Origin of the sequence: Bradyrhizobium erythrophlei (genome assembly GCF_042430365.1) — a bacterium.
Lineage (GTDB): Bacteria > Pseudomonadota > Alphaproteobacteria > Rhizobiales > Xanthobacteraceae > Bradyrhizobium > Bradyrhizobium erythrophlei.
This window is the reverse complement of the sequence record NZ_JBHMET010000065.1, coordinates 52,875-79,706: the sequence shown is the minus strand read 5'-3', so window position 1 is coordinate 79,706 and position 26,832 is coordinate 52,875. Positions and strand designations below refer to the sequence as shown.

25 protein-coding genes are annotated in these 26,832 nt (G+C 62.8%); 13 read left to right on the top strand and 12 right to left on the bottom strand.

The window, feature by feature from the left end:
* The first annotated feature begins 30 nt into the window (after positions 1-30).
* Positions 31-303, top strand: coding sequence for a hypothetical protein (locus ACFFWD_RS11955; protein WP_376965171.1), 273 nt, complete (start codon positions 31-33; stop codon positions 301-303).
* A gap of 4 nt (positions 304-307) precedes the next feature.
* Here ACFFWD_RS11955 and ACFFWD_RS11950 read toward each other — a convergent pair whose 3' ends face one another.
* Together ACFFWD_RS11950 and ACFFWD_RS11945 are read right to left on the bottom strand one after the other, a co-directional pair.
* A complete protein-coding gene (locus tag ACFFWD_RS11950) occupies positions 308-1,318 on the bottom strand; it encodes a glutathione S-transferase N-terminal domain-containing protein (protein ID WP_376965169.1) in 1,011 nt (336 codons plus the stop codon).
* 19 nt (positions 1,319-1,337) lie between these two features.
* A complete protein-coding gene (locus ACFFWD_RS11945; protein ID WP_376965167.1) occupies positions 1,338-2,825 on the bottom strand; it encodes a M81 family metallopeptidase in 1,488 nt (495 codons plus the stop codon).
* Between the two features lie 185 nt (positions 2,826-3,010).
* On the opposite strand from ACFFWD_RS11945, the gene ACFFWD_RS11940 reads away from it, so the two are divergent.
* Both ACFFWD_RS11940 and ACFFWD_RS11935 read left to right on the top strand, forming a co-directional pair.
* Complete coding sequence (locus ACFFWD_RS11940) at positions 3,011-3,805, top strand: class II aldolase/adducin family protein (RefSeq protein ID WP_376965165.1); 795 nt, start codon at positions 3,011-3,013, stop codon at positions 3,803-3,805.
* A gap of 114 nt (positions 3,806-3,919) precedes the next feature.
* Positions 3,920-4,858 carry a GAF domain-containing protein gene (locus tag ACFFWD_RS11935; RefSeq protein WP_376965163.1) on the top strand — a complete coding sequence of 313 codons (939 nt, stop codon included), beginning with the start codon at positions 3,920-3,922 and terminating at the stop codon, positions 4,856-4,858.
* Between the two features lie 765 nt (positions 4,859-5,623).
* Here ACFFWD_RS11935 and ACFFWD_RS11930 read toward each other — a convergent pair.
* Complete coding sequence (locus ACFFWD_RS11930; RefSeq protein ID WP_376965161.1) at positions 5,624-5,767, bottom strand: hypothetical protein; 144 nt, start codon at positions 5,765-5,767, stop codon at positions 5,624-5,626.
* A 410-nt stretch (positions 5,768-6,177) separates the two neighbouring features.
* Between ACFFWD_RS11930 and ACFFWD_RS11925 the strand changes: the two genes are divergently transcribed.
* The 9 genes from ACFFWD_RS11925 (at position 6,178) to ACFFWD_RS11885 (ending at position 14,731) form a co-directional block, all read left to right on the top strand.
* Positions 6,178-6,576, top strand: a complete 399-nt coding sequence (locus ACFFWD_RS11925) for a DoxX family protein (RefSeq protein ID WP_376965159.1) — start codon at positions 6,178-6,180, stop codon at positions 6,574-6,576.
* 39 nt (positions 6,577-6,615) lie between these two features.
* Complete coding sequence (locus tag ACFFWD_RS11920; RefSeq protein WP_376965157.1) at positions 6,616-7,488, top strand: pirin family protein; 873 nt, start codon at positions 6,616-6,618, stop codon at positions 7,486-7,488.
* Positions 7,489-7,904: 416 nt separating this feature from the next.
* The gene (locus ACFFWD_RS11915) at positions 7,905-8,708 is read left to right on the top strand and encodes a LysR family transcriptional regulator (RefSeq protein WP_376965155.1); all 804 of its coding nucleotides are present in this window, start codon (positions 7,905-7,907) and stop codon (positions 8,706-8,708) included.
* Positions 8,597-8,863 (top strand): LysR substrate-binding domain-containing protein, encoded by a 267-nt coding sequence (locus tag ACFFWD_RS11910; protein WP_376965244.1) that lies wholly within the window; start codon positions 8,597-8,599, stop codon positions 8,861-8,863. Before ACFFWD_RS11915 ends, ACFFWD_RS11910 begins: the two co-directional genes overlap by 112 nt.
* A 386-nt stretch (positions 8,864-9,249) precedes the next feature.
* Entirely contained in the window at positions 9,250-10,839 is a 1,590-nt protein-coding gene (locus ACFFWD_RS11905) for an ABC transporter substrate-binding protein (protein ID WP_376965153.1), read from the top strand.
* 60 nt (positions 10,840-10,899) lie between these two features.
* Positions 10,900-11,835, top strand: a complete 936-nt coding sequence (locus ACFFWD_RS11900; protein ID WP_376965242.1) for an ABC transporter permease — start codon at positions 10,900-10,902, stop codon at positions 11,833-11,835.
* A gap of 67 nt (positions 11,836-11,902) precedes the next feature.
* Positions 11,903-12,724, top strand: a complete 822-nt coding sequence (locus ACFFWD_RS11895) for an ABC transporter permease (protein WP_376965151.1) — start codon at positions 11,903-11,905, stop codon at positions 12,722-12,724.
* Positions 12,721-13,701 (top strand): ABC transporter ATP-binding protein, encoded by a 981-nt coding sequence (locus ACFFWD_RS11890; RefSeq protein WP_376965149.1) that lies wholly within the window; start codon positions 12,721-12,723, stop codon positions 13,699-13,701. Before ACFFWD_RS11895 ends, ACFFWD_RS11890 begins: the two co-directional genes overlap by 4 nt.
* A complete protein-coding gene (locus tag ACFFWD_RS11885; RefSeq protein ID WP_376965147.1) occupies positions 13,694-14,731 on the top strand; it encodes an ABC transporter ATP-binding protein in 1,038 nt (345 codons plus the stop codon). The genes ACFFWD_RS11890 and ACFFWD_RS11885 overlap by 8 nt, the downstream gene beginning before the upstream one ends.
* Positions 14,732-14,799: 68 nt before the next feature.
* On the opposite strand, the gene ACFFWD_RS11880 is transcribed toward ACFFWD_RS11885, so the two are convergent.
* From ACFFWD_RS11880 to ACFFWD_RS11870, 3 genes are all read right to left on the bottom strand, one after another.
* Positions 14,800-16,812, bottom strand: a complete 2,013-nt coding sequence (locus ACFFWD_RS11880) for an acyl CoA:acetate/3-ketoacid CoA transferase (RefSeq protein WP_376965145.1) — start codon at positions 16,810-16,812, stop codon at positions 14,800-14,802.
* 66 nt (positions 16,813-16,878) lie between these two features.
* The gene (locus ACFFWD_RS11875) at positions 16,879-18,288 is read right to left on the bottom strand and encodes a GntP family permease (RefSeq protein ID WP_376965143.1); all 1,410 of its coding nucleotides are present in this window, start codon (positions 18,286-18,288) and stop codon (positions 16,879-16,881) included.
* Between the two features lie 208 nt (positions 18,289-18,496).
* Positions 18,497-19,963 (bottom strand): sigma-54 interaction domain-containing protein, encoded by a 1,467-nt coding sequence (locus ACFFWD_RS11870; protein ID WP_376965141.1) that lies wholly within the window; start codon positions 19,961-19,963, stop codon positions 18,497-18,499.
* A 292-nt stretch (positions 19,964-20,255) separates the two neighbouring features.
* Here ACFFWD_RS11870 and ACFFWD_RS11865 point away from each other — a divergent pair, with 292 nt between their 5' ends.
* Positions 20,256-20,720 carry a GNAT family N-acetyltransferase gene (locus ACFFWD_RS11865; RefSeq protein ID WP_376965139.1) on the top strand — a complete coding sequence of 155 codons (465 nt, stop codon included), beginning with the start codon at positions 20,256-20,258 and terminating at the stop codon, positions 20,718-20,720.
* Between the two features lie 120 nt (positions 20,721-20,840).
* On the opposite strand, the gene ACFFWD_RS11860 is transcribed toward ACFFWD_RS11865, so the two are convergent.
* The 6 genes from ACFFWD_RS11860 to xoxF5 form a co-directional block, all read right to left on the bottom strand.
* A complete protein-coding gene (locus ACFFWD_RS11860; RefSeq protein ID WP_376965137.1) occupies positions 20,841-21,188 on the bottom strand; it encodes a VOC family protein in 348 nt (115 codons plus the stop codon).
* Positions 21,189-21,206: 18 nt separating this feature from the next.
* Complete coding sequence (locus ACFFWD_RS11855) at positions 21,207-22,349, bottom strand: epoxide hydrolase family protein (protein ID WP_376965135.1); 1,143 nt, start codon at positions 22,347-22,349, stop codon at positions 21,207-21,209.
* A 130-nt stretch (positions 22,350-22,479) separates the two neighbouring features.
* Positions 22,480-23,043 carry an S-(hydroxymethyl)glutathione synthase gene (gene gfa, locus ACFFWD_RS11850; protein ID WP_376965133.1) on the bottom strand — a complete coding sequence of 188 codons (564 nt, stop codon included), beginning with the start codon at positions 23,041-23,043 and terminating at the stop codon, positions 22,480-22,482.
* A 33-nt stretch (positions 23,044-23,076) separates the two neighbouring features.
* Complete coding sequence (locus ACFFWD_RS11845; protein WP_376965131.1) at positions 23,077-24,186, bottom strand: S-(hydroxymethyl)glutathione dehydrogenase/class III alcohol dehydrogenase; 1,110 nt, start codon at positions 24,184-24,186, stop codon at positions 23,077-23,079.
* A 48-nt stretch (positions 24,187-24,234) separates the two neighbouring features.
* Positions 24,235-24,753, bottom strand: a complete 519-nt coding sequence (locus tag ACFFWD_RS11840) for a c-type cytochrome, methanol metabolism-related (RefSeq protein ID WP_376965129.1) — start codon at positions 24,751-24,753, stop codon at positions 24,235-24,237.
* A 77-nt stretch (positions 24,754-24,830) separates the two neighbouring features.
* Positions 24,831-26,636 carry a lanthanide-dependent methanol dehydrogenase XoxF5 gene (gene xoxF5 / locus ACFFWD_RS11835; protein ID WP_376965127.1) on the bottom strand — a complete coding sequence of 602 codons (1,806 nt, stop codon included), beginning with the start codon at positions 26,634-26,636 and terminating at the stop codon, positions 24,831-24,833.
* Positions 26,637-26,832 lie beyond the last annotated feature (196 nt).

The following is a 26,832-nucleotide window of genomic DNA, read 5'->3' as shown; positions in this document are numbered from 1 at the left end:
CCCGATGACAAGATCACCGGGGGTCCGGGCATGTTCAAGGAAAGCGTGCCGATTGCCTATGATGCGCCGGCCGACCTGAAGAAATGGCCTTCGCTCAGGAATGAGCGGGTGGCCAGCAAGACGCCCTATCTCGTCTACAATGGAACCCTGGCCGACTGCATCCGTCTGCTGCTGGCCAAGCCGATCAAACAGATTTCGCTCTACGATATCGTGACCCAGCGCCAGGCCGCGTTCGACAGCACCGTGCTCTCGCCGGGCGATGCGGCCGAGATCGCGATGCGCAAGGACTTCCCCAAGAGCTGACAAATCACGCTCCCGCGAGGTGCGCCCAGCACCCGGTCCGTTCGAGCAAAGGCTGCAACCGAGCGCGATCCTCCGCACCAAGCGCGGCAAACTTCTGCCGAAGCTGTTGCAGGCACTTGACCTGATATTTGAACGGCGCCAGCGCGTAAGGCAGCTCCCAGACGTTGATCTCCAGCCGGTCGAGCCCTTTGGCGAAGGCGTCGGCGTTGGCGACCAGGAACGGCAGATAGAGCTCGCCGGCAATCCGCAGCAACGCTTCCGCAAAACCGCCAAGCGCCCGTTCGCGCGGATACCACGCCCCCTCGACGCCGGAGGCGTCATCGAGCCGCCGCACCCAATGGTCGGTGAAGGGTGCGCGCTTCCGCATGATCTGCATCGGCGTCGGATCGGTCGCCATTTCGCTGAGCTGGCCGAACCAGGCAAAGTCCGCCAGCGATGGCCGGCTTCCGAACAAATAATTCGTCATGCCGACATGCGGCTCGAAGGCCGCGAGGATGCGCCGGTAGCTTTCCTCCAGCAGCGGCTTGTTCTCGGCCGTCGCGCCGAGTATGACCATGCGCGAGATCTGTCGCCGCCGGAACTGCTCGATCTCCCCGGCGCTTCCGGTCTCGGCGTCCGACGTCGACCATTCCTCGCCGGCCCAGCGCGAGACGTAGGCCTGGTCGTCCGGATCCCACCAGCGGTAAAGGAACAGCGGCTTCACCGCCCATTCGTCGGCGAGGTCTTCGAGCAGGTCGCAGACGAATGCGACCGCCTTGTCCTCCGGGATCACCGACCGTCCCTGGTGCCGCGCCTCGAGATCATAGGCGAGCGTCGTGGTCTCGCCGCGATAGCTGCCGTCGGGATATTGCAGCACCGGGATCAGCATCGGCTTGAGATGTGCGGTCGCCTGGCGCAGTGCCTTGGTCATGATGACCCAGTCGTGTGGAATCCTGCGGTAGCGCATCAATGCGCGCAGCTTGATCGCGTAGGGCGACGCGGTCGATCCGATCAGGCGGTAGCGGCCGTCGGTCATGGCGCTTGTTCCCTCTCAGTCACACCGAAAACGTCGGGTTGCCGTAAGGATAGAACCGCGCGAGGTCGACATTCTCGTATGGGAGTTTGTCCAGCCGCGTGGTGCCGAGGAACGGCTGCTCGGGCTCGACCAGCAGGATGGTCTTGGCAAACCCGTTGTCGTCGAACCCGCGTCGGAAGTGGACCCGCGACTTGATCGCCATCACATCGAATGCGCCGATGTCAGGCACCAGTGCCTTCAGCGAAAACGGCTCCATGATCTGCACGAGATAGGTCGAGAGGATCAGCACATTGTTGCGGCCGAAACCGACGCAGACCCAGAACTGGCCGTAGCCCTCGACGGCCCTAAGGATAGTGCCCTTGATGCGCACCGCTTCACCAGCCGAGTCATCGACGAGTCCGCCGACCTCCATATCGAAGGCGTCGCCGGCCTTGGCGCCCGACGCCTTCAGGCTCGCGGTCGTCTTCGCATCGGCAATGGTTGCGATCAGCGTGTTGGCAAGGTCCTGCGCGACGATCTCGCGCAACAACCAGGTCGCCGCGCCCGAGCGGTCGCTGTGATCGGCCAGCACGACCGGCGTGTTGCCGTTCTCAACCGCTTGCCTCGCCAGCGCGACGCCGTCGGCGATGCTGTGGAGCTTTGTCGATTGCAGAAGGGCCTCGCGCAGCCGCCAGATCGTACCGGCAAGGTCGCGCGCAACCTGCTCGGCGAGCTTGGGGTTGTCGTTGGTCAGCACCTGCACCGTCATGCCGACGTCGGGCACATCGGCGAAGGGAAAGCCGAAGAAGATGTTGACATAGACGTCCATCTCGCGCGCCTCCCAGACCAGGGCGCGCTGCACGAGATCCATCCAGGGCGACGCGCCGGTCCATTGCAGCACCGTGGGCGAGATCACCGGCACCTTGATGGTCTTGTGCGTCGGCCTGTAGTCGCCGCGGATCGCGCGCACCAGCGTCCGCGCGGCACGTTCACCCTGCAGATGAGCGTCATAATGGGGGAAGTATTTGACCGCGAACCCCATGTCCGCGTGTTCAAGAAAGGCCTCGTCCTCGTTGCCGTGAAGGTCAAAGGTCGCGGCGATGAATGCGCTGCGCCCGACCACCTGCCGGACCCGGCGCGCCAGATCGGCCTCGGGACGCGGAATGCCGTGCACCGCCATCGCGCCATGCAGGCAAAGATAGACGCCGTCGAACGGCCCCTCCTCCTTCAGCCCCGCGATCATCTTGCCGACGAACGTCTCGTAAGCCTCTTCGGTCACCCAGCCCGAACCGATCCCGGTCTTCGGCCACAGCGGGGATTCGATGCCGACCAGCTCGACTTCGGAAAATTCCCGCGCGACCTGCACGAAGCCGCCCATATAATTCTTGGGATCGAAACGCAGCAGCTCCTCGCCCTTGGCCGGCGAGCCCGGATAGATGAAATCGTCGAGCGTGGTCTCGTTCGGCAGGAAGGAGACGGTCTCGTGGGAGAAATGCAGGACGGCGATGCGTATCTTGCGATCGTTCATGCTGGGTCGCCCTCGTTCTTTTTCAGCATACTGACATCGAAGCCGACGCGCGCCAATGGCGCATTCGGTTTTTGCCCGCCAGACCTGCAAATACGCCGACGAGGCGCGCCTTGCTGAGCGGATAATTCTGCTATGTTTGCGGCCAACAAGCCGGCCACGGCCCGCCAGTCTCCAGGAGAAACGCCATGAATCCCCCCGTCAGCTCGCCCGCGATCAAGGTCGTCAAATCCGTCCGCGAGCAGGTCAGCGCCGAGGAATGGCAGGCCCGCGTCGATCTCGCCGCCTGCTATCGACTGGCGGCGATGTACGGCATGACCGAGATGATCGCCAACCACATCTCCTGCCGCGTGCCCGGCACCACCGACCAGTTCCTGATCAATCCCTACGGCATGCTCTATGAGGAGATCGACGCCTCCTGCCTGATCAAGGTCGACGTCGAAGGCAACACGCTGTTCAATGCCTCCGACTATGACGTCAACGTCGCCGGCTTCGTCATTCACAGCGCCATCCACATGGCCAAGCACGACATCGACTGCGTCGCGCACACCCACACGCCGGCCGGCATGGCGGTCTCGGCGATGGAATGCGGGCTGTTGCCGATCGCGCAGACCTCGATGCGCTTCCTGCACATCGCCTATCACGACTTCGAGGGCATCGCCGACAACATCGACGAGCGCCAGCGGCTGGTGCGCGACCTCGGCGACAACGAGGCGATGATCCTGCGCAACCACGGCCTGCTCGTTGTCGGCCGCACCGTGCCCGCGGCCTTCAACGTGCTGTTCCGCCTCGAGCGCGCCTGCCAGACCCAGGTGATGGCGCTGTCCTGCAACACCAAGCTTGTTTACCCGCCGCAGAACATCCTCGAGGACACCTACGAGCGGATGCTGCCGAAGCCCGGCCGCGCCGCGCGCAACGGCGAGCTCGCCTGGCCGGCGCTGCTGCGCAAGCTCGATCGCGCCGATCCGTCGTTCCGGAACTAAGGTCGCAGTCGCGGGCTGCGCATCAACTTTGGGCGCAGCCTGCCCGCAATTTGAGCGCACGCTTTGCCGTGAGATCGCCGATGCTGGTGCTCGGCAGGACGCGAGGCGCGTGCGATGACGACCTTCATTCGCGTGGTTGAACTGTGGGTGCCGGACCGGACGCGGACGCGGCTGGAATTCGGCGGCAGCCTGTGCAGCGCCGAGTTCACCGAATTCAGGGCGGTCAGCGAAACCGCGCTGTTCGCCTATGACGAGGGACTGCCGGGCAAGGCGTGGGCGAGCGGTCACCCGATCATCCTCACCAGTTTCGCCAATTCCTATTTCAGGCGCACCGACGAGGCGGTCGAGGCAGGGCTGACCTGCGGCGTCGCGCTTCCGGTATTCGCCGGCGAATTCCTGATGGCCGTAATGGTGCTGTTTTGCGGCGACGACGCAACGCATGTCGGCGCGGTCGAGCTCTGGCACAATGATCCCGACAAGTCCCACGAGATGGGACTGGTCGACGGTTACTACGGCACCGCCGACATGTTCGAGTTCAACTCGCGCCACACCAAATTCCCGCGCGGCTTCGGCCTGCCCGGCCGCACCTGGAAGGCCGGCATGCCGCTCATCATCAAGGACCTGCACAATTCCAAGGGATTCCTGCGCTGGGAGGAAGCATCCGAGATCGGCATCAATTGCGGCGTCGGCATCCCCTATACGACGGGTGAAGAGACCTGGGTGGTGACGTTCCTGTCGGCGCAGGCAACGCCGATCGCGCGGCGGTTCGAGATCTGGGTGCCGAACGAGGCCCGGACGGCGCTGGTGTTTCATTCCGGCGATTGCAGCAAGCAGGCCGACCTTGCCGCCCTCTATGCCGCGAAGACGATCCGCCGCGGCGAAGGCAGCATCGGCGGCGCGTGGGCGACCGGGATGCCGGCGCTGAACGAACATCTGAAGCAGGATGAATCGATCGCAGCCTCGCTGGCGCGCACCTCCGGAATGAACCAGGTGGTCGTTCTGCCGGTGATCGAGAACGCCCTGCTCAAGGCGGTGCTGGCCTGGTATTTGTAGGTGGCGGGCTCTCCCCATCGTAGTCCTGGCGAACGCCAGGACCCATAACCACCGACATTGATTGGAGAGGGATCGTGGCCCCAGCGTCGCGCGACAATCTCCATTTGGGGTAATGGGTCCTGGCGCTTCGCCAGGACAACACCGAATACGTGGTGCACTTCAATCTCAAATAACTCGCAAGTCCGCATTCTCGCGACATGATCTGTCCGAGGTTTGCCTATCGTTCCACCCTCTCCTCAAACAGAGGGCGCAGGGAAAGCCGGGTGCCGATCGCACCCATGGGTCCGGCGCAGCAAAAAGCACCGGGGTAGGACCACAGGTGAAACCGGAAACACGCCGGCTCTCCCTGCGCAATGATTTTACGGCTTCTTTCGTGTTCTCCCCGGCGAGACCGGGGCTTGTTTGTCACCGTCCTCGCAAAGACGCTTTCCGCGTCTTGCGAGGAGACACCAGCCACTGGGGCGTCAGGACCACACGACTTCACCGTCCGCTTCACACGCACTCGTCAGTTGCGCAATCCGCGTCCACCGCATCCCAACCCAACACTCGTGACGATCGCGAAGCGCCCCTCAAGCGGGTGAGACGGGCGGATCATTACACTGATTTGCCATTCGTAAAAACAGAAATATTTTTGCGACGGGGGCTTGCGCCGTCGGGCAAATCAGTGGCAGGGGCGGACGCCCGCTGCGGGCCGCAGTCCGCACGCCGGGAGGAGCCACCGGGTCCGCGCAAAGCGCGGCCCGATGATAAACTCCACGATATCCATCATTTGCGCGGCGGATATGGATTGACGGGTTTCGCTTCGCTTGGCGTGGGACCGCCGCTGGCGATGAGGTCATTCTCGAGGTCGAGGAAGGCGAAGGGACTCACTTCCCACCAGCCATCGGAATGATCCGAGACGACGGCCAAGGATTGCCCGCCCTCAGCGACATCGCGACACCGGAAACGCTGCCTGCGCGTCGAAGCAATCGAAGACTCGGAAGTCGTTGCGGTCGTCGGGGCGAGCACACTGTGAATTGCTCAAACTGCCGATATATGAGCATCGCTATCGAACTCACTTCGCCAACGCTCAAGTTCGACAAGCCATCGTGACCACGCAAGGCGGGTCACGTCCGAGAAGGCATGAGCACCTTGCGACATCTCGCCACCGGCGAATCCCTCGAGCGCAGCGTGCGGAAACAACCCATCGCTCAGGGTGGTACGGCAACCGCCATATATCGGAGAAACCGATGGATATCATCTGAATAAATCGGCTGTTGCGATGACGGCCGGCATCCTAGCTTCCGCTCACCTTCAACCTCACACCTAAGGAGTCCAACATGAGCGTAACTTCAATCCAACCAGTTCGTCCTACGCGTCGCGTCGGCGCCTGGACGTTGCAGGGCATCCTCGCTGCGGCTTTCCTTGCGGCCGGCTTCGCCAAACTGGCCGGCGTTCCGTTCATGGTCGACCTGTTCGCGCAGATCGGACTCGGGCAGTGGTTCCGCGTCGTGACCGGCGTCGTGGAAGTGGCCGGCGCCGTTGCTCTGCTCGTTCCCGGCCTCGCTTCGATCGGTGCCCTGTGGCTCGGCTTCACCATGGTCGGTGCGGTGGCAACCCATCTGTTCGTCCTGCACACAAGTCCGGTCCCGGCGATCGTCCTGGGCCTGCTCAACACGCTGGTCGTCTATCTGCGGCGCGATGAACTCGTTGCCTTGCTTCAGCGGGTGAAAGGCTGAGCCGGAATCCAGAGGCGCCCAAAATTCAGGAGAATGAAAATGACGACCCATGCAATGTTCACGCGTCCGATACGCACTGAGACGAGCTCCCGGCAGATTGCTCTGCGCACGCGTGGACACTCGCATGGGCGCGTTACCCGACTGGTCAGTCCGGGCGACATTGGTGAACTGATCAAGCCGTTCGTCTTTCTCGACTACTTCGACACCGATCCAGCGACTGCACCAAAATTCGGTTTTCATCCCCATTCGGGAATTGCGACCCTGACCCTGATTCTTTCAGGGCAGGCTTTCTACAAGGAGACCACCGGCCGCGAAGGCGTCATCGAGACCGGCGGTGTTGAATGGATGCGCGCCAGTAGTGGCGTTTGGCATACCGGCGGAATGTTCGGCAAGGAGCGGATCAAGGGCTTTCAGCTCTGGGTCGCCATGCCGCCCGAGCTTGAACTTGCCCAACCCCAGAGCCAGTACCTTGGCGCTTCCGACTTCCATTTTGCCGGTCCCGCGAGGGTGATCGCAGGCGAATACGACGGCGTGAAAAGCATTGTCGAGTCGCCCAGCGGCATCACTTACCTCGACGTGCGACTCAAAGCCGGAGAGCGCTGGACCTTTCACCCGGCCAAGGGGCACGACGTCGCCTGGATCGCATCGCACCAGGGGATCGTGACGACGCCGGAGCAGGTATCGATGGGCGAAGTCGCGGTGTTCGAGCAGGGCGATCAGGCAATCGAGTTCGAAGCGCTCTCCGATGCCGGCTTCGTCCTCGGCGCCGCAGTCAAGCACCCTTACGACCTCGTGACCGGACACTACTCCGTGCACACCAACGCGGATTCCTTGCGTATTGGGGAGAGCAATATCGCCGATATTGGCCGACGGCTGCACGACCAGGGTGTCTTGGCACGCGCAGGACGCTGAGGCCTGGAGAAACCAACCTCGTTGATGATTCACTGTGGAGAAAGCCGATGTTTGGATCAGGTGGAGTACAGCTTCTTCAACGTATCGCCGCATCCCGGGAATGCCGAGACAGATCCGATAGGCGCCCGCCGCTCGGATCGGAACACTTCCCGGTCGAGGCAAGAGGCCGCGAGATCGTCACAGAACAAGGCGTCGTGATCGCGGTAGCTACCGATCCCGCGATGAGCGAGGAGATAGCTCGACGCTTGAACAAGAGCTATTGGAGTGACCAAGAGGATCAATGGGCTCTCTGACCAGCCGGAGGCCGCCAGAAGGTGCTCACGAGCCGCATGACGTGACGTCGATGGTTGATATCATCGCCAATTGGGCAGTAGCATCCCGCGCTTTAGCATCGGTTTGGTCGATAGGTAGGTCCCATGCTCGACGCCGTCTCTCTCGATCAACTGCGCACCTTCATCGCCGCGGTTGATGAAGGAAGCTTTTCTGCGGCCTCCCGCAAGTTGTTGCGCGCGCAGTCTGTTGTGAGCGAGACGATCAGCAATCTCGAGGAACAGATTGGCGTTCAGTTGTTCGACCGCTCTGGCCGCTATCCCAAACTCACCCCGGAGGGATTGGCAATTCTGGGCGACGCTCGCAGCATCATCACCGGGGTCGACTTGCTGAAGGCCCGGGCGAAGGGCATGTCAGCCGGCCTGGAGCCGGAATTGTCCGTGGTGGTTGACGTCTTCTATCCGATCGACGCGATTACCCAAGTGGCCAAGGAGTTTCGGCAGAAATACCCGGGAGTGGCGCTCCGCATCTATGTCGAGGCGCTGGGAGGAGCCATTAAGCCCGTGCTTGACGGCCGTTGCAGTATCGGCGTCATCGGATCACTTCCGGCGATTCCGGATACGCTGACCTATGAACGGTTGCCCGGTATCGCGTTTCTCATGGTGGCTGCCCGTGATCATGCACTGACGTCCTACCGAGGCAAGATTCCCAAGAAGGTTCTTGGAAAACATACTCAGATCGTTCTCACCGACAGGTCGGAGCTATCCCAAGGACGCGAATTCGGAGTCAGTCGCCTGCAACGTGGCGGCTTGCTGATCTCTTCGCCAAACATCATTTCCTGCTTAAAGGCCTGGGTTGGGGCGGAATGCCCTTGCATGCCGTGCGCAAGGATTTGGAAGCGGGTCGCCTTGCCGTGCTGTCTATCGAGGACGTGCCTCCGGATGGTTTGATTCTCGCGATGTCGGCGGTGTGGCAGACCAAGTCACCGCCTGGCCCGGCCGGCCGATGGTTTGTCGATCGCCTGAAGCAGATTCCGGTGGAAGCGGACAAAGTGCTGAAACCACCCGTCAACAGGAAGAAGGCGAAACGGTCCGCGAAAACCTAGCTCTGGTCCTGGCTTCACGAATTCAGTACCGAGCCTAAAATCCATTCAATCGCAATCGCTTACACGCCGACGCAAACTGTGGGCAAGGAGCGAGGGAGCGGTCAAAATCAATTCCGGTGAGCGCTCCATCATTGCAACCCTGGGTGTCGGCCTCGAGCTTCCGCAATCCCGGCCCGCTTCATCTGACCCGAGCCCTGGTCAGCCCCCGACGACACCTCGAACCAGATGGTGCACCGCGCGCTGCCTTTCCATAGTCGTCCCCCTCACGTCGATGCTACGCAAGTATTGGTGCCAATCGCCATCAACCCAAAATGAGGACCTTGCGCTCGACACGCTGCGAATGGTCAACTCCCCGATCGGAATGCTCCTGCATCGTTGGAGGAAACATGAAGTTCAAGATGATGGCGATCGTGGCTGGTTTGGGGCTGGCACTCGCCGCCGCGGCAGAGGCCCAGACACCGCGCAAGGGCGGGACCATTCGCATGACGGCGCCCTACGGCTCGAGTTTCACCAGCATGGACATTCATACGACGCCGCGCGCCCAGGACGAGATATACGCCAAGGCTCTGCACCGGTCGCTCTACATTTGGGACTCCGCTGAGGGCAAGCCGGTTCCGGAGCTTGCCAAGGAGGTCACCGTCTCGGGCGGCGGTCTTGTTCATACCTTCAAGCTGCGCGACGACGCCTATTTCCACCATGGTCGCAGGATGACGGCCGACGACATCATCTGGTCCTACAATCGCATCATGGACGGCACCAAGGCCTATCCCGGCGCGCGCTTCGTCCGAGTGATCGAGGGCGCGGCCGAGGTCGAGAAGGGCCAAGCCAAGGAAATCTCCGGCCTGAAGAAAATCGACGACTTCACCCTCGAAATGAAGCTGACCGAGAAGGTCGATCCAGGCTTCTACTTCTTCACCGCGCTGACTTCGATCTATCCCGCCGATGAGGCCGCCAAGGAGGGCTTCATCCAGAAGCCGATCGGCCTTGGGCCCTTCAAATTTGTCGAGCACGTGCCGGGATCGCGCGTCGTCATGGAACGGTGGGACAGGTTCTACAAACCCGGCAAGCCGTACGCCGACAAGATCGTCGTATCGCTCATGGGCGAGGCGGCCGCGCGCGACGTCGCTTTCCGCAACAAGGAAATCGACACGTCCGTGCTTGGGCCCGCGCAGTATGTCGCGTACCAGGCCGACCCCGGCCTCAAGGGCACCATCGTCGAAGTCGCCGAAGTCTTTACGCGGTACATGGGGATGAATCCCACATTCAAGCCCTTCTCTGACAAGCGGGTTCGGCAGGCGATCAACCATGCGATCGATGCCGATCTGATCATCAGCAAATTGGTCAAGGGCAAGGCCTATCGCGCCACGAGCTGGCTGCCTCTGACCTCACCGCTTTACGACAAGGCAATGAAACCCTACGCCTTCGATCCCGCCAAGGCCAAGCAGTTGCTCGCGGACGCCGGGTATCCCACGGGCTTCGAGTTCGAATGGACGACCAGCCAGAATGAAAGCTGGGGTTTGCCGATCGTCGAGGCCATCATCCCGATGCTGGACAGGGTGGGCATCAAGGTGAAGGTCAAGCAGGTCGAGACTGCCGTGCTGGCCGAGGTCATTCGCAAGGGCGACTTCCAGGCCTACATCTACTCCCAGGCAACCGGGCCGGATCCCCAGGCGGCGCTGAAATGCTTCTACTCATCGACGCCGCAATCGGCCTGCAACTACGTGACCTTCAAGAACGCGGACTTCGACAAGCTCATCGATGACGCCGGGCAGACCGACGACGCCGCAAAACGTGACCAATTGCTGCAAAAGGCCAATGCCCTGCTCCATGAAGAGGCGCCGGTCTGGTTCTTCAACTACAACAAGGCGGTCATGGCCGTGCAGCCGTGGCTGAAGGGGATTCAGTTGGACGCGACGGAGCTTACTCACCAGAACGTCGAAGACCTTTGGGTCGACGAGACCTCGCCCGCGAAGTGACACGTGCTCTCACCCTCCCTCCATCGCAGAAAGCGATGAAGGGAGGGAGGACGAATGCCAATGCTCTCCTTTGTGATCCGTCGTATCCTGCAAACTGTTCCGACCGTGCTGGCCGTGGTGCTGGTGGTCTTCGTGCTGTTCAGTGTCGTTCCGGGCAGCATCGTATCGAGCATGAGCGATGACGGTCGGGGTGCGACGGACCCGGCGGTCGTGGAGCGCATGAAAAAGCAGCTCGGCCTCGACGATCCCGTCTACGTCCGCTTCGGCTCTTATATGGCGAGGCTCGCGACGGGCGATTTCGGGACTTCGTTCCGGACGCGCGAGCCGGTCGCGACCATGATCGCAAAACGGATGTGGCCGACACTGCAATTGATATTCGCAGCCATGACGTTTGCGATTGCGGTCGGCGTGCCGCTCGGTTTCGTCGCGGCGCTGCGGCCGGGCGGCATCGTCGACACAGTCTCGATGGTCCTGGCGGTGTCGGGCCTTTCAATGGCCAAATTCTGGCTCGGGCTGCTGCTGATGTACCTGTTCGCATTGAAACTCGGCTGGCTGCCAAGTTTCGGCTACGGCGATGGCGGCCTCAAATATCTGATCCTGCCTGCGGTGACGCTCGGTGTCTCGCCAATGGCGCTGCTGGCGCGAACGACACGCGCCGCGGTTCTCGAGATCATGACCGCGGATTTCGTCCGGACCGCGCGCTCGAAGGGCATGAGCGAGATCCGGGTCGTGGAGTGGCACGTGCTGCGCAACGCGCTCGTCATCATTCTCACGACCATCGGCCTGCAATTCGGCGCGTTGATGGGCCAGGCGGTCGTCGTCGAGAAACTGTTCTCCTGGCCCGGCATCGGCTCGCTGCTCGTCGACAGCGTCCTGCAACGCGACGTTCCCGCCGTCCAGGGCTCGATTCTCGTGGTGGTGCTGTTCTTTCTGACGGTCAATACGCTGATCGACGTGCTCTATGCCGTGATCGATCCCAGGATCAGATACGCATGAGCCCCGGTCGGCCTTATCCCGCCTGCACGCGATTGATCGTGCCGCCTGTCGCAACGGGGCGGCCGCAATGAAACTTGGGACCAGTCTTGTCATCGGCGGAGCGTTGTTCGCGCTCGCAATCCTAGTCGGCGTGCTGGCGCCATGGCTGGCACATACCGATCCTGTCATGGATGCCAACCTGTTGAACGCGGAAGAGCCGCCGAGTTGGACGTGGTGGTTCGGCACCGACGCGCAGGGCCGCGATATTTACTCCCGCGTCGTCTACGGGGCGCGCATCTCACTGACGGTCGGCATCGTCTCCCAGCTCGTCAACAGCATCATCGGCGTGACGCTGGGCCTGACCGCGGGCTATTGGGGCGGCTGGTGGGACGATATCGTCAACGGGCTGACCAATCTCATGCTCGCGATCCCCTCGCTGATCTTCGCGCTCGCCATCATGGCGGTGCTCGGACCCGGCCTAACCAGCCTCTTGATCGCGCTCGGATTGACCAACTGGTCCTTCACTTGCCGGATCGCACGCGCCTCGACGCTGTCGCTGAAGAACCAAGGCTATGTGCAGGCCGCACGGGTGCTCGGCTACGGAGATTTGCGCATCATGTTCACGCAGTTGCTGCCGAACATGGTCGGCCCCATCATTGTCATCGGCACGCTGGGCATGGGCGGCGCGGTCTTGGCCGAAGCCGCACTTTCGTTCCTCGGCCTCGGCATCCGTCCACCCTATCCAAGCTGGGGCAGCATGCTGTCGGAGGCCCGCGACCAGATCACGACGGCGCCGTGGCTCTCGGTTTTTCCGGGCCTCGCCATCTTCCTGACGGTGCTCGGCCTCAATCTGCTCGGCGATGGCCTGCGTGACATTCTCGACCCACAGTCGCGGAGCCGGCGCACATGACGGGCTCGCCGCTGATCGCAGTCGAGGACTTGCGCATCGACCTCAACCTCGGCTCCAGCCAGGTTGCCGCTGTCGAGGGAATTTCGTTCCGTATCGATCGTGGCGAGACGTTCGGCCTTGTCGGCGAATCCGGCTGCGGCAAGAGCATCACGGCTCTCGCCCTGATCGGCCTGTTGCGGCCGCCATTGTCGATCGGCGGCGGCGCCATACGGTTTGAGGGGCGGGAGATCGAGCGACTTCCCGCTGCCGGCCAGAGAGCGCTGCGCGGCAATCGCATCGCCATGATCTTCCAGGAGCCGATGACGGCGCTGAACCCGGTCTCGCCCGTAGGCCGGCAGATCGCGGAGATGTTCGTGCTGCACAAGGGAAAAAGCTGGCGGGAAGCCGACCAACTGGCGGTCGAAGCGCTGGCGAGTGTCCGCGTCCCAGCACCCGAGCGACGCGTGAAGGATTACCCGCACCAGCTTTCGGGCGGCATGCGTCAACGCGTGATGATCGCCATCGCACTCGCGTGCGGTCCGGACCTTCTGATCGCCGACGAGCCGACCACCGCGCTCGATGTGACCGTGCAGGCCGAGATCATCGAGCTGATGCGGGAATTATGCGCCGAGAGAGGTACGGCTGTCCTGATGATCAGCCACGATCTCGGCCTGGTCGCCAACGTCTGTCGCCGCGTCGCCGTCATGTATGCCGGCCGCATTGTCGAGGAGCGCGGCTCGGACGATATCTTCCGGGCGCCTTCGCACCCGTATACGCGAGGCCTGGTCGCCTCGTTGCCACGGCTGGGCACTCGCGCTGCGCTTGGCCGGACGCGGCTCAAGGAGATCGCGGGCGTCGTCCCGGCGATCACGAGTTTCCCAGACGGGTGCCGGTTCCATCCGCGTTGCGCGCATGCGACCGATATTTGCCGGACCGTCGCGCCGGAGACGACATTGCTGGAAGCAGGCGGCTTGGTCAGGTGTCATCACCATGCATGAACCCCAGAGGAGCCCGGGCGACGACGTCATTCTCAGCGTCGAGGATCTTGCGGTTCATTTTCCGGTCGGGGGCGGCTGGCTGGGCCGCGGCTGGCAGCTGCTGCGTGCCGTCGACGGTGTCAATCTCAAGCTGAAGCGCGGCGAATGCCTCGGCCTCGTCGGCGAGTCCGGCTCTGGCAAGTCGACGGTCGCACTTTCGATACTTGGCCTGCAGACACCGACGCGCGGCCGCATCGTGCTGGACGGACAGGTCGTGACGGGCCGGCGATCCGGCGATCGAAAGACATTGGCCCGGATCGTGCAAATGGTGTTTCAGGATCCCTACGCCTCGCTCAATCCACGCCAGACCGTTCGCCGCACGCTTGAAGACCCGTTGCGTCTGCATGGCGTAACCGCCGCAAGCGAGATCGAGGGACGCGTTGCGACCATGCTCAGGCATGTGGGCCTACGGCCCGAACAGGCCGACCGCTACCCGCATGAATTCTCCGGTGGCCAGCGCCAGCGTATCGGCATTGCGCGCGCGCTGATCCTCAATCCCAGGATCGTCATCTGCGACGAACCCGTATCGGCGCTCGATGTATCGATCCGTGCCCAGATCATCAATCTGCTGCTGGAATTGAAGGAAACTCTCGGCCTCTCCTACATCATGATCAGCCACGACCTCGGCGTCGTCGAACACATGAGCGACAGGGTGGCCGTCATGTATCTCGGCCGCATTGTGGAGACCGGCGACTGGCGCGAAATCTTCGAACGGCCGGCGCACCCGTATACGCAAACCCTGATCTCCGCCATCCCCGATCCGCTGCGCCGCGCACCGCTCGCGACGACAGGTGGCGAGCTTCCCAGTCCGCTCAGCCCGCCGGACGGATGTGTATTCAGTCCACGCTGTGGTTACGCCGAGGCCGTGTGTCATCGCGAGCCCGGGCCACCGCTAGAAACGCGTCCCGACGGACACGCGGTCCGGTGCTGGCGAGCTGACGAGATTGCCGGTCAAACGGCGTTGACCTCGATCGAAGCCGGACATCCTTAGGGGCGCGTCCGCCGCGGATACGAATTGATGGGTTTCGCTTCGCTCTACCCATCCTACGATCACGGCTGTCAGGTCCTGCCGATCCCTTCGACGTTGCGCCAGTCGAGCTGCGCCTCTGCGGCGCTTTCGAAGATATGTGCGGCAACGCCGCGTTTTTCGAGGGCTTCGCCGAGCTTGATGCGCAGGAAGCCGCTCGTGGTGTAGCGCGAGACGCCCGAATAGAAGCGCTCCGTCAGGCTGCCGACCATGGCCGAATAGTCGTCAAGCAGTTCGGGCAGAATCGAGAAATTGTCGTAGTTGACGATCGCGTAGACGCGGCGGCCAAGGCCTGCCAACTTGCCTTCGACGGCACGCGCGATCGCATCGATGTCGGCGCGGCTGCGCAGCGCGAAGCGCTCCAGATTGACGAAGAACAGGTTCTGCTGCTCGTCGAGCGTGAAGCGCTGCGCCAGCGGAATGGTGAGGAGATCGTTGCGCAGATCCATCGGGCCTTCGTGGAATATCCGCGGATCCATGAGCACCGGATCGCGCGGCACCAGAGGCTTGAAATCCATCCGCGCCAGGATGTCGCGCTCGATGTCGATGCCGGGCGCGACTTCGGTCAGTTCAAGGCCGCCTTCCGTCAACGCGAACACACAGCGCTCGGTGACGTAGAGGACGCGCTGCCCGCGCTTGATTGCGACGGCGCCGGAGAACGTCACATGCTCGACCGCCGCGACGAATTTTCGCGCTTTCGCTTCCTCCGCGATCACCAGTCCGCGATCGGAAACGGCAATGCGCTGGCGGCCGGCGCCGAAGGTGCCGACGAACACCACTTCCTTGGCGTTCTGGCTGATGTTGATGAAGCCGCCGGCGCCGGCCACTTTGGGACCGAACTTGCTGACGTTGAGATTGCCACCGCGATCGACCTGCGCCAGACCGAGGAAGGCGGCATCGAGGCCGCCGCCGTCATAGAAATCGAACTGGTAGGGCTGGTCGATCACGGCTTGCGTGTTGATCGCAGCGCCGAAATCGATCCCGCTCGCCGGCACGCCGCCGATCACGCCGGGCTCCGCCGTCAGCGTGATGAGGTCGATGATGCGCTCCTCATTGGCGACGCCGGCGATGCCCTCGGGCATGCCGATGCCGAGATTGACGACGCTGTTGGCCTTCAGTTCGAACGCCGCCCGACGCGCGATGATCTTGCGCTCGCTCATCGGCATCGGCGGCAGCGCGCCGGCGCGCACCCTGATCTCGCTCGAATAGGCCGGATTGTATAGCGTGCCGAAGGTCTGCCAGTGGTTTTCGGGCTTCGCTACCACGACGCAGTCAACGAGAATGCCGGGAATTTTCACCTGGCGCGGATTGAGGCTGCCACTTTCGGCGACGCGCTCGACCTGCGCAATCACGATGCCGCCGGAATTATGCGCCGCCATGGCGATCGCCAGCGCCTCCAGCGTCAATGCCTCTTTCTCCATGGTCAGGTTGCCGTCGGGGTCGCCGGTGGTTGCCCTGATGATGCCGACGTCGATGCCAAACGTCTTGTAGAATAGACACTCCTTGCCGCCGAGCGTGACCAGTTCGACCATGTCCTCGGTCGACCGCGCGTTGAGCTTGCCGCCGCCATGGCGCGGATCGACGAAGGTGCCGATGCCGACCCGCGAAATATGACCGGGCCGCTGCGCGGCGATGTCGCGAAACAAATGGGTGATGACGCCCTGCGGCAGGTTGTAGGCCTCGATCTGGTTTGCGATCGCGAGTTGCTGCAGTTTCGGCGCAAGGCCCCAATGGCCGCCGATGACGCGCTTCACCAGCCCCTCATGCGCAAAGTGGTTGAGGCCGCGGTGCTTGCCGTCGCCCTGCCCGGCCGCATAGACCAGCGTCAGATTGCGCGGCTTGCCCTGCATGTAGGGCGCGTCGGTCTCGCTCGAGAGGTAGAGTTCCTCCAGCGCCAGCGCGATCTCCTCGGCAAACCCGATGCCGACAAAGCCGCCGGTCGCCACCGTGTCGCCGTCGCGAATGAGGCGCACGGCCTCTGTCGCGGTGACGATCTTGCCCTTCTCCGAGCTGCGCAGATAGGGCAAGGCCGGATGCTGGCTCATTCACGTTCCTCCCGAATATGTCCAACCGCGCGTCGGATTTCCCGACCTTTGCCGGCTGCTCGACGCCTAGACCAGCCCGGTGACGTAATAGACGGCGATGACGAAAAACACCGCCAGCGTCTTCAGGCAGGTCACGGCGAAAATGTCCTTGTACGACTGCTGGTGCGTCAGCCCGGTCACCGCGAGCAGGGTGATGACCGCGCCGTTGTGCGGCAGCGTGTCCATGCCGCCAGACGCCATCGATGCGACGCGGTGCAGCACTTCGGGCGGAATGTGTGCGGCTTCGGCCATCGCGATGAAATCCTTGGCCATGGCGGCGAGCGCAATCGACATGCCGCCCGACGCCGAGCCGGTGATGCCGGCGAGCGAGGTGACGGTGATGGCTTCGTTGACGAGCGGATTGGGGATGGTCTTCAGCGCATCCTTGATGACGATGAAGCCCGGCAGCGCCGCGATCACTCCGCCAAAGCCATATTCGGACGCGGTGTTCATGGCGGCCAGCAACGCGCCGCCGACGGCGGCCTTGCTGCCCTCGGCAAAGGTCTTCTTCAGTTTGGGGAACGCGAAGACGAACACCGTGAGAATGCCCGCGATCAGCGCGCCCTCCACCGCCCAGATCGCCTTGACGCTGGCAATCGGGGTGGCGATCGCATGGTCGAGCGCCAGCGTCAGCTCGTAGCTCGCGCCATAGGCGCGCTCGATCAGGCCGCCAAACAGGCCGGGGAAGCCGCCGAGCAGCAGGTTGACCAGGAACACCACGATCAGCGGCAGGAAGGCGATGAAGGCCGGCGCCAGCTCCCTGGTATCGACCGGCGGCGGCTCGTTGCTGTGACCTTCGCCGTAGCCCTCGCCGGCGGCCGCCGCCTGGCGGCGTCGCCATTCGAGGTAGGTCAGCCCGAACACAAAGATGAAGATCGCGCCGATCGTACCGAGAATCGGCGCCGCGCCATTGGTGGTCTTGAAATAGGTGGTAGGAATGATGTTCTGGATCTGCGGGCTGAAGGGCAACGAGTCCATGGTGAAGGAAAAGGCGCCGAGCGCGATCGTGCCGGGGATCAGGCGCTTTGGAATGTTGCCGGCGCGGAACATCTCGGCGGCAAAGGGATAGGCGGCGAACACCACGACGAACAGCGAGACGCCGCCGTAGGTGAGCACCGCGCAGACCAGCACGATCGCCAGCATCGCGCGTTCGCTTCCAACGAGGCCAATGACCGCCGCCACGATCGATTTGGAGAAGCCGGAGAGCTCGATCACCTTGCCGAACACGGCGCCCAACAGGAACACCGGGAAATACAGTTTCGCGAAACCAACCATCTTGTCCATGAAGAGGCCGGTGAAGGCGGCCGGCACAGCGCCGGGATCGGTGAGCAGCACCGCGCCAAGGGCAGCAACCGGCGCAAACAGGATGACGCTGAAGCCGCGATAGGCGACGAACATCAGGAAAACGAGGGCAGCCAGCGCGATCAGAAAGCTCATCTGTTTCTCTCCCCGGAAAATTGTTCTTTTCGGACTTTTCTTGCGCATTCGAGATGCGTCGTCGGGGGAGCAGAGCAAGGTCCGCGCCAGATGCATCGCAACGGGGCAAAATGCTTGAAATACCGGCAAATCGGGCGGCGGCCGGCAAGTGAGGGCCTTTGGTGCCGTGTCAACTTTCCGAGACTCGAGACGGTTTCAGTCTCAAGAGTCAGACGGGCGAGGAATCCGACACGGCCAAGCCGAACTTGGCGAGTTTCTTGTAGAACGTCGCGCGCGAAATACGCAGCATTTTGGCGGCTTCCGAAATCTGCCCGTTGGCGGCCTCGAGCGCGCCTTCGAGCGTGCGCTTCTCGAACGCGGCCTCGGCCTCGGCATAGGGGACGACCGCACCCGCCCCGACCTGGGGCGCGGCCATGCCGACGGCCGGATCGGCGGGCAGGATGCGCGCGAAATCCTCGCCGGTGAGCCGCCCGGTGTCGCTCAGGATCAGCGCGCGCTCCAGCACATTGCGCAACTCCCGGACATTGCCGGGCCAGTCATAGCGGGCCAACGCCGCAAGCCCCGAGGGCGTGATCTTGGCGTTGAGGTAATCGCCGGACTGCACGATGTCATCGAGCAATCTGGCGCAGATGTCGGGAAGATCGTCGAGACAATCGCGCAACGGCGGCAACTCGATCGAGAGCACGTTGAGCCGGTAGTAGAGGTCGGCCCGGAACGCACCGTCGCTGACGCGCTTCTTCAGGTCGACGTTGCTCGCCGCGATGACGCGGACGTCGACCTTGGTCACCTTGTCGGATCCAACCGGCTCGATTTCCCGCTCCTGCAACGCCCGCAGCAGCTTGGCCTGCAATTGCAGCGGCATCTCGCCGACCTCATCGAGGAACAAGGTGCCGCCGTCGGCGGTCCTGAACTTCCCGTCGCGGCCCTTGCGATCGGCGCCGGTATAGGCCCCCGCTACCGCGCCGAAGAACTCGGATTCGACCAGCGTATCGGGAATGGCCGCGACGTTGACGCTGACGAAGGGTTTGTCGGCACGCGCAGAGGCGTTGTGAATGGCCTGGGCCAGCAGTTCCTTGCCCGTGCCGGTTTCACCCGCCAACAACACCGTCACGCTTTGGCGCGCCGCGCGGCCGGCCAGTTGCTTGGCCCGCGCGATTCCTGCGGTCTCGCCGACATAGTCGTCGAAGGTAAACCGCGCCGTGCGTGCCTGCGACAATTGCCGCTTCGCCACCCGCAGATCGCGTTCGAGCTGTCCCATCCGCGCGATCAGCGGCTTGAGGCTGTCGAGATGATCCGACAGCACGAAGCCGATCGCGCCGATCACGTTCCTGCTCTCGTCCTCGATCGGCATGCGGGTGACGACCAGCGGCTCGCCGCCGAGCTCCATGATGTCGAGCAGGATCGGCTCGCCGGTCTCGGCGACCCGGCGCATCAGGCTGTTGGGGATGATCTCCTCGATCGGGCGGCCAAGCGCCTCCGAAACGTGATTGAGACGGAGCGAGTGCAGGTATTTTTCGTTGACATAGACCACGCGGCCGGCGCGATCGATCGCGATCGCCCCCTCGCACAGGCTCTCCAGCCGCTCGAACAGCGTTTCCATGGCGCGTGCGCGGACGGTCTCGGGATCGCTGACGACGGACTGGCGATCGGACATGGCGTGCGAGCGGCCCTTCATCGGGGTACCCTCCGTGCGCCCTTCTCCAAGTCGAGTTGGAATTTCGGGGCTGTCTTGTTTGCTCGAATCTAGCAGGAGAGCCGCTGCTTTCACACAGCGAATCTCTCGTCCGCCGCGGGCTGCGGTCGCGTCGCGCTTCGGCATCTCGCTCCAGTTCGTAGGATGGGTAGAGCGCAGCGAAACCCATCGGCTTCGATCCGCGGGTCGAGATGGTGGGTTTCGCTGCGCTCTACCCACCCTACATTCCTTGCGTGATTTGCACGCCAGGCTGGTTTTCCACTAAGGTCCTCAGATGGACATGCTCGTCAAGCTCTATGCCCTGCCCGATTCCCGGCCCGCCTATGATCGACTGCTTAGGGCCGGAATTGTCATGCGCCGTGCGCTCGCCCCCGAAAAGCCCAAGGTCATCGCCTGGGTGCGGGAAACCTTCAGCGAGGCATGGGCCAGCGAAACCGAGGTCGCGTTCAGCCGCCAACCGGTCTCCTGCTTCATCGCGATCCAGCAAAAAAACACTGTGGGATTCGCCTGCCACGACGCGACCTGTCGCAACTTCTTCGGCCCGACCGGCGTCGCGCCGACGGCGCAACAGAACGGAATTGGCAAGGCGCTATTGTTCGCCTGTCTCGAGGACATGAATCACCAGGGCTTCGGCTACGCCATCATTGGCGGCGTCGGACCGGCGGAATTCTATTCGAAAGCCGTCGGCGCAGTGGCCATCGAAGGCTCCGCGCCGGGGATTTATCGCGGACTGCTGTAGTTCAAAGGATGGGTAGAGCGAAGCGAAACCCATCGGCTTCGTGCCGCAGATTGAGACGGTGGGTTTCGCGGCGTTTATCATCGGGCCGCGCTTTGCGCGGACCCGCTGGCTCGACCCACCCTACGTGCGATGTGGGCTTGGGTGCCGTGGCTCATAGAGGCCGAGCCTGCCGCCACCTGGCAGGTCAATCATCGTCAGCAAGCCCCATCCCCCGTCGCTGAAGGAGCTGCATGTGATGCCCTTGTCTGCGAGACGCACGATTTCCGCCTGCACATCGTCGCACATCAGATAGATTTCGTGCCTGTCATTGCTCTCGGCGGGATGACAGACGATCTCGGACGGCGGCGCGGCAAATATCAGCCAGCCATGCCCTGCATCGACCGAGGAGAGCCCCAGGACGTCGCGAAGAAAGGTGCGGTCGGCGTCCACATCGCGGCTGTACAGAATGACGTGCATGCCGGTGATCATGGGTCGGCGAGCTCCAGGTTATCGCAGCGTACCGAAGAACTTGCGCACCTCACCGACGAACAGCTCGGGCTGCTCGAATGCGGAGAAATGGCCGCCCTTCGGCATTTCGCTCCAGTGCCGGATATTGGTGTAGTTCGTCTCCATCCACTTGCGCACCGGGGTCACGATTTCCTTGGGGAAGACCGCGACGCCGGTCGGCACCGCGACCTTGTGCGGGGTTCGCTTGTTCGGCCCAAAGCTTTCCCAGTAAAGCCGTGCCGACGAGGTCGCCGTTTCCGTGACCCAATACAGCATGACGTTGTCGAGCAGTTCGTCGCGGCTCAGGATGTTCTCGGGATGCCCGTCGCAATCGGTCCAGGCCCAGAACTTCTCCAGGATCCAGGCCGCCTGCCCGCTTGGTGAATCCGTCAGGCCGTAGCCGAGCGTCTGCGGACGGGTCGATTGCTGCTTGGAATATCCGGAGTCCCAGTCGGCATAATATTTGATGCCCTCGAGCGCCCGCGTCTCCTGCGGCGTCGGCTGTCCCTCGACATTGGGCCGCGTCGCCATCGCGAGCGTGATGTGGATGCCGGTACAGTGCGCCGCATCCTGCGCACCGATCGCGGTCGTCACCGCCGAACCCCAGTCGCCGCCCTGCGCGGCATAGCGCGCGTAGCCAAGGCGCTCCATCAGGACGGCCCAGGCCTTCGCGATGCGGTCGACGCCCCAGCCGGTCGTGGTCGGCTTGGCCGAAAAGCCGAAGCCCGGCAGCGACGGACACACCACGTGGAAGGCATCTGCCGCACTGCCGCCATGCGCCGTCGGGTTGGTCAGCGGCTCGATCACCTTGTGGAATTCGACCACCGACCCCGGCCAGCCATGGGTGATGATCAGCGGCATGGCGTCCGGATGCGGCGAGCGGGCGTGGATGAAGTGGATGTCAAGCCCGTCGATCGCGGTCGCGAACTGGGGAAACCGGTTGAGCCGCGTCTCGCGCTGGCGCCAGTCATAATCCTCGGCCCAGTAGCGGCAGACGTCCTTGATCCATTGCAGCGGCGCGCCCTGGCTCCAGTCGTCGACCAGCTCGGCGTCCGGCCAACGGGTCCGCCGCAAGCGCGCGCGTAGATCCTCGAGCAGGTCGTCGCTGACGGAAATACGAAACGGCGTGATGGCGGTGGTCATGGCATCTTCGTGGGCACGGGACGTGCCCACGAAGATAGGACAGCGCGATGCACCGTTCAAACCGGGGTACCATCAGTTTACACCACGCCGGCGGCGGTCCCGCCGGCGTGGTGTCTCGTCATCCGGCCGATCAGGCCGCCTTGGCCTTTGCCACGTGGGTGGCAATTGCATCCATCAACGCGGGCGACAGGCAATCATAGGGCTCAAGCCCGAGCTCCTTGAGCCGCGCCCTGATCGCGGGCATCTCGGCCGGCTGGACGCCGGACTCGATCACCGACGACACGAACGCCGCGAACCCCGGAGCGGCCGAGCCGGACTCCTGGAACAGCTCGGGATGGATGAAGTCGAGGCCGTAGAACGGGTGGCCCTTGTTCTCGATCCGCCCGTACATGTGGGTGCCGCAGCCCTGGCAGGCGTAGCGCTGGATCACCGCCGCCGTATCGACGATCTGCAGCTTGTCGCCGTTCTCGAGCACAGTCACATTCTCGCGCGGCACCACCGCGACCACAGAGAATATCGCGCCCGAGGGTTTCCAGCACTTGGTGCAGCCGCAGGCGTGATTATGCGCGACGTCGCCCTTGATGCCGACCTTGGCCGGCTTGTCCGCGCATTTGCAGACCAGGGTTCCGCCGGCGAAGTTGCCGGAACCCTGCTTGACGCCGTTGTCGACCGATGGGTGGATATGAACAGTCATGGGCCTATCCTCCTATTGCTTGATGCCTTGATTTTAGAACACGACGACCGAGCGGATCGATTTACCCTCGTGCATCAGGTCAAACCCCTGGTTGATCTCCTCGAGCTTCAGCACGTGAGTGATCATCGGATCGATCTGGATCTTTCCGTTCATGTACCAGTCGACAATCTTCGGCACGTCGGTGCGGCCGCGCGCGCCGCCGAATGCGGTGCCCTTCCAGACACGGCCGGTAACGAGCTGGAACGGACGCGTCGCGATCTCCTTGCCGGCTTCCGCGACGCCGATCACCACGGAAACACCCCAGCCGCGATGGCAGGCCTCCAGCGCCTGACGCATCACGTTGGTGTTGCCGGTGCAGTCGAAAGTGTAGTCGGCGCCGCCATCGGTCAGGCCAACCAGGTGCTGGACGATGTCGCCGCTGATCTTGGTCGGATTGACGAAATGCGTCATGCCGAACTGGCGGCCCCAATTGTCCTTGGAGTCGTTGATGTCGACGCCGATGATCTTGTCGGCACCGACCATCCTGGCGCCCTGGATGACGTTGAGGCCGATGCCGCCGAGACCGAACACGACGACGTTGGAGCCCGGCGTCACCTTGGCGGTGTTCACGACCGCGCCGACGCCGGTGGTCACGCCGCAGCCGATGTAGCAGCTCTTGTCGAAGGGTGCGTCCTCACGGATCTTCGCCACCGCGATCTCCGGCAGCACGGTGAAGTTCGAGAAGGTCGAGCAGCCCATATAGTGGAAGATCGGCTTGCCCTTGTAGCTGAAGCGCGAGGTGCCGTCGGGCATCACGCCCTTGCCCTGGGTGGCGCGGATCGCCGTGCAGAGGTTGGTCTTCTGGCTCAGGCAGCTTTTGCACTGCCGGCATTCGGGCGTGTAGAGCGGGATCACGTGATCGCCCGGCTTGACCGACGTCACGCCGGCGCCGACCTCGCGCACGATGCCGGCTCCCTCGTGACCGAGGATCGACGGAAAGATGCCTTCGCTGTCGAAGCCGTCGAGCGTGTAGGCATCGGTGTGACAGATGCCCGTGGCCTTGATCTCGACAAGGACTTCGCCGGCCTTGGGTCCTTCCAGATCCAGTTCGACGATCTCCAGGGGCTTCTTGGCCTCGAAAGCCACTGCGGCGCGCGTTTTCATCTTAGTCTCTCCAAATCATAGAACCGTTGTCATCCGCGCCGAACATGCTCATTTGTTGCCCATACAGGCGCTCTCCGCCTGGCTATAGGCTTGCGGCTTGTCTTCATGCTTGGCCGGCCGGACGCGCGCAACCGCGTCATTGGCGCGGGCGCGCAGGTACACATAAAGATCATCCATGTAGCAGGCAACGTTCGGGTTATCGCCGAACGCCGGCATCACGTTCTCCTGCGCGCTGTTGACGTTCTTGCGTCCGCTCGCGACCACGCCGAGGAAGTCCCCGTAGCTCATGGTCTGCAGCGAATTTGTCAGCGCGGGAGCGTAGGTCGATCCCATCCCGTCAGGGCCGTGACAGACATGACACTCCGAATGGTAACGGCGGTATCCGGAATAGGTGTACCAGTCCACGGTGCCGTCGGCCGCGACCTTGAAAGTCGGGCTTCCTTCCTTGTCGAGATACTTGCCGTCCTCGGACTTGACTGCGGCCGGATCGGCCACGTCTTCGGCGAAGGCAATTCCCCGTGTTGCCACGACAACAATCGCGGCCGTCACAAACCAGATGTTACGCAAGAGCCTGTCCTCGAATTCGGTGGTCGACGAACCGGCGCCCGGAGATCGCTCCACGCGCCGGCACGAGGTTGCTCAGCTCATTGCTGCGGCAGCGAGAACACCGTGAGCGTTCCGCCGAGCGCGGTGTAGTTGCTCAGCGCAGCGTAGCCACCGACGGCGCCGAGACCTGCGGTCGGGTCAGTCAGACCGGCCGCAAGGCCGATGCCCGCCCAGCCGCCAACACCGGAGAGCACGGCCACGTACTGCTTGCCGCCCTGCTCGTAGGTCGTGACGTTGCCGATGATGCCGGACGGAGTCTTGAACTTGTAGAGCTCCTTGCCCGTCTTGGCATCGACAGCCTTCAGGTAGCCTTCCAGCGTGCCGTAGAACACCACGCCACCAGCGGTCGCGAGTGCACCCGACCAGACCGAGAACTGCTCCTTGTTCGACCAGACGATCTTGCCGGTCTTGCCGTCCCAGGCGATGAAGTTACCCATGTGGGTCTCGCCGGCCGGCGGATACATCGACAGCGTCGCGCCGACATAGGGCTGCCCCGCCGTGTAGCTCACCTTGAACGGTTCATAGTCCATGCAGACGTGGTTGGTCGGCACGTAGAACAGCTGCGTGTCCGGCGAATAGGCCGCCGGCTGCTCGTCCTTCGTACCCAACGCGGCCGGGCAGATACCCTTGACGTTGTGGTCCTCGCCCGCCTTGTCGGTCGACGCCGTATCAAGAACCTTCGGACGACCATAGGTCGGCGAGCTCTTGTTCATGTCGACGCCGGAGGTCCAGTTGACCTTCGGATCGTACTTCTCGGCGACCAGCAACTCACCGTTGACGCGATCGAGCGTGTAGCCGAGGCCGTTGCGATCGAAGTGGGTCAACAGCTTGCGTGCGGCCCCATTGATCGTCTGATCGGACAGGATCATCTCGTTGACGCCGTCATAGTCCCATTCGTCATGGGGCGTCATCTGGTAGACCCACTTGGCCATGCCGGTGTCCGGATTACGTGCCCAGATCGTCATCGACCATTTGTTGTCGCCGGGACGCTGCTTCGGGTTCCAGGTCGAGGGGTTGCCCGATCCGTAATAGATGAGGTTGAGCTCAGGATCGTAGGAGATCCATCCCCATGTGGCGCCGCCGCCGATCTTCCACTGGTCGCCTTGCCAGGTCTTGAGGCTCGAATCCTTTCCAATCGGCTTACCAAGCTCGGTGGTCTTATCGTCGACCAGGATCTGGTCATCCGGCCCTTCCGAATAGCCGCGCCAGACCTGCTTGCCGGTCTTGATGTCGTAGGCGGTCACATGAGCCTGAACGCCGAATTCGCCACCGGAGATGCCAAGCAGAACCTTGTCCTTGACGACCATCGGTGCAGAGGTCCCGGTCGAGCCCTTGCTCGGATCGCCGTTCTTCACCGTCCACTCCACCTTGCCGGTCTTGGCATCGAGCGCGACCAGCGTGGTGTCGGCCTGGTGCAGGAAGATCTTGCCGTCGCCATAGGCAACGCCGCGATTCACCGTGTCACAGCACATCACCGGAATCACATTCGGATCCTGCTTCGGCTCGTATTTCCAGATGATCTTGTTTTCCTGCGAAAGGTCAAGAGCATAGACCTTGTTGGGGAATGGCGTATGAACGTACATCGTGTTGCCGATGATCAGCGGGCCGCCTTCGTGGCCGCGCAGCACGCCGGTCGAGAACATCCAGGCAACCTGCAATTTTCCGACGTTCGAGGCGTTGATTTGATTCAGCTTCGAATAGCGCGTGTTGGCGTAATCGCCCGTTGGCATCACCCAGTCCTTCGGGTTCTGCGCCATCTTGCTGAGTTCTTCGTTGGCATTGGCGGCTCCGGCGGCGAACGCCGCCATGACGCCAAGACCGGTCGCGTAAAGCACCTTGCGCATAGTGGATTCCTCCCAGTTTAAGAGCTCAGGGTTACCGTCAAAACGGCCCGTTTCTTTAGGTTTGGTTCCGTATCCGTATCCCGTTCGCGAATGGGAAACTTGCCCAAGAGGGAAGAGCCGTTTGCTCAAAAGCGAAACGTGACGAGATTTTTTGGGGTGTCATCCCGGGCATCGCGGGCAGCCGTCATGCTGCACA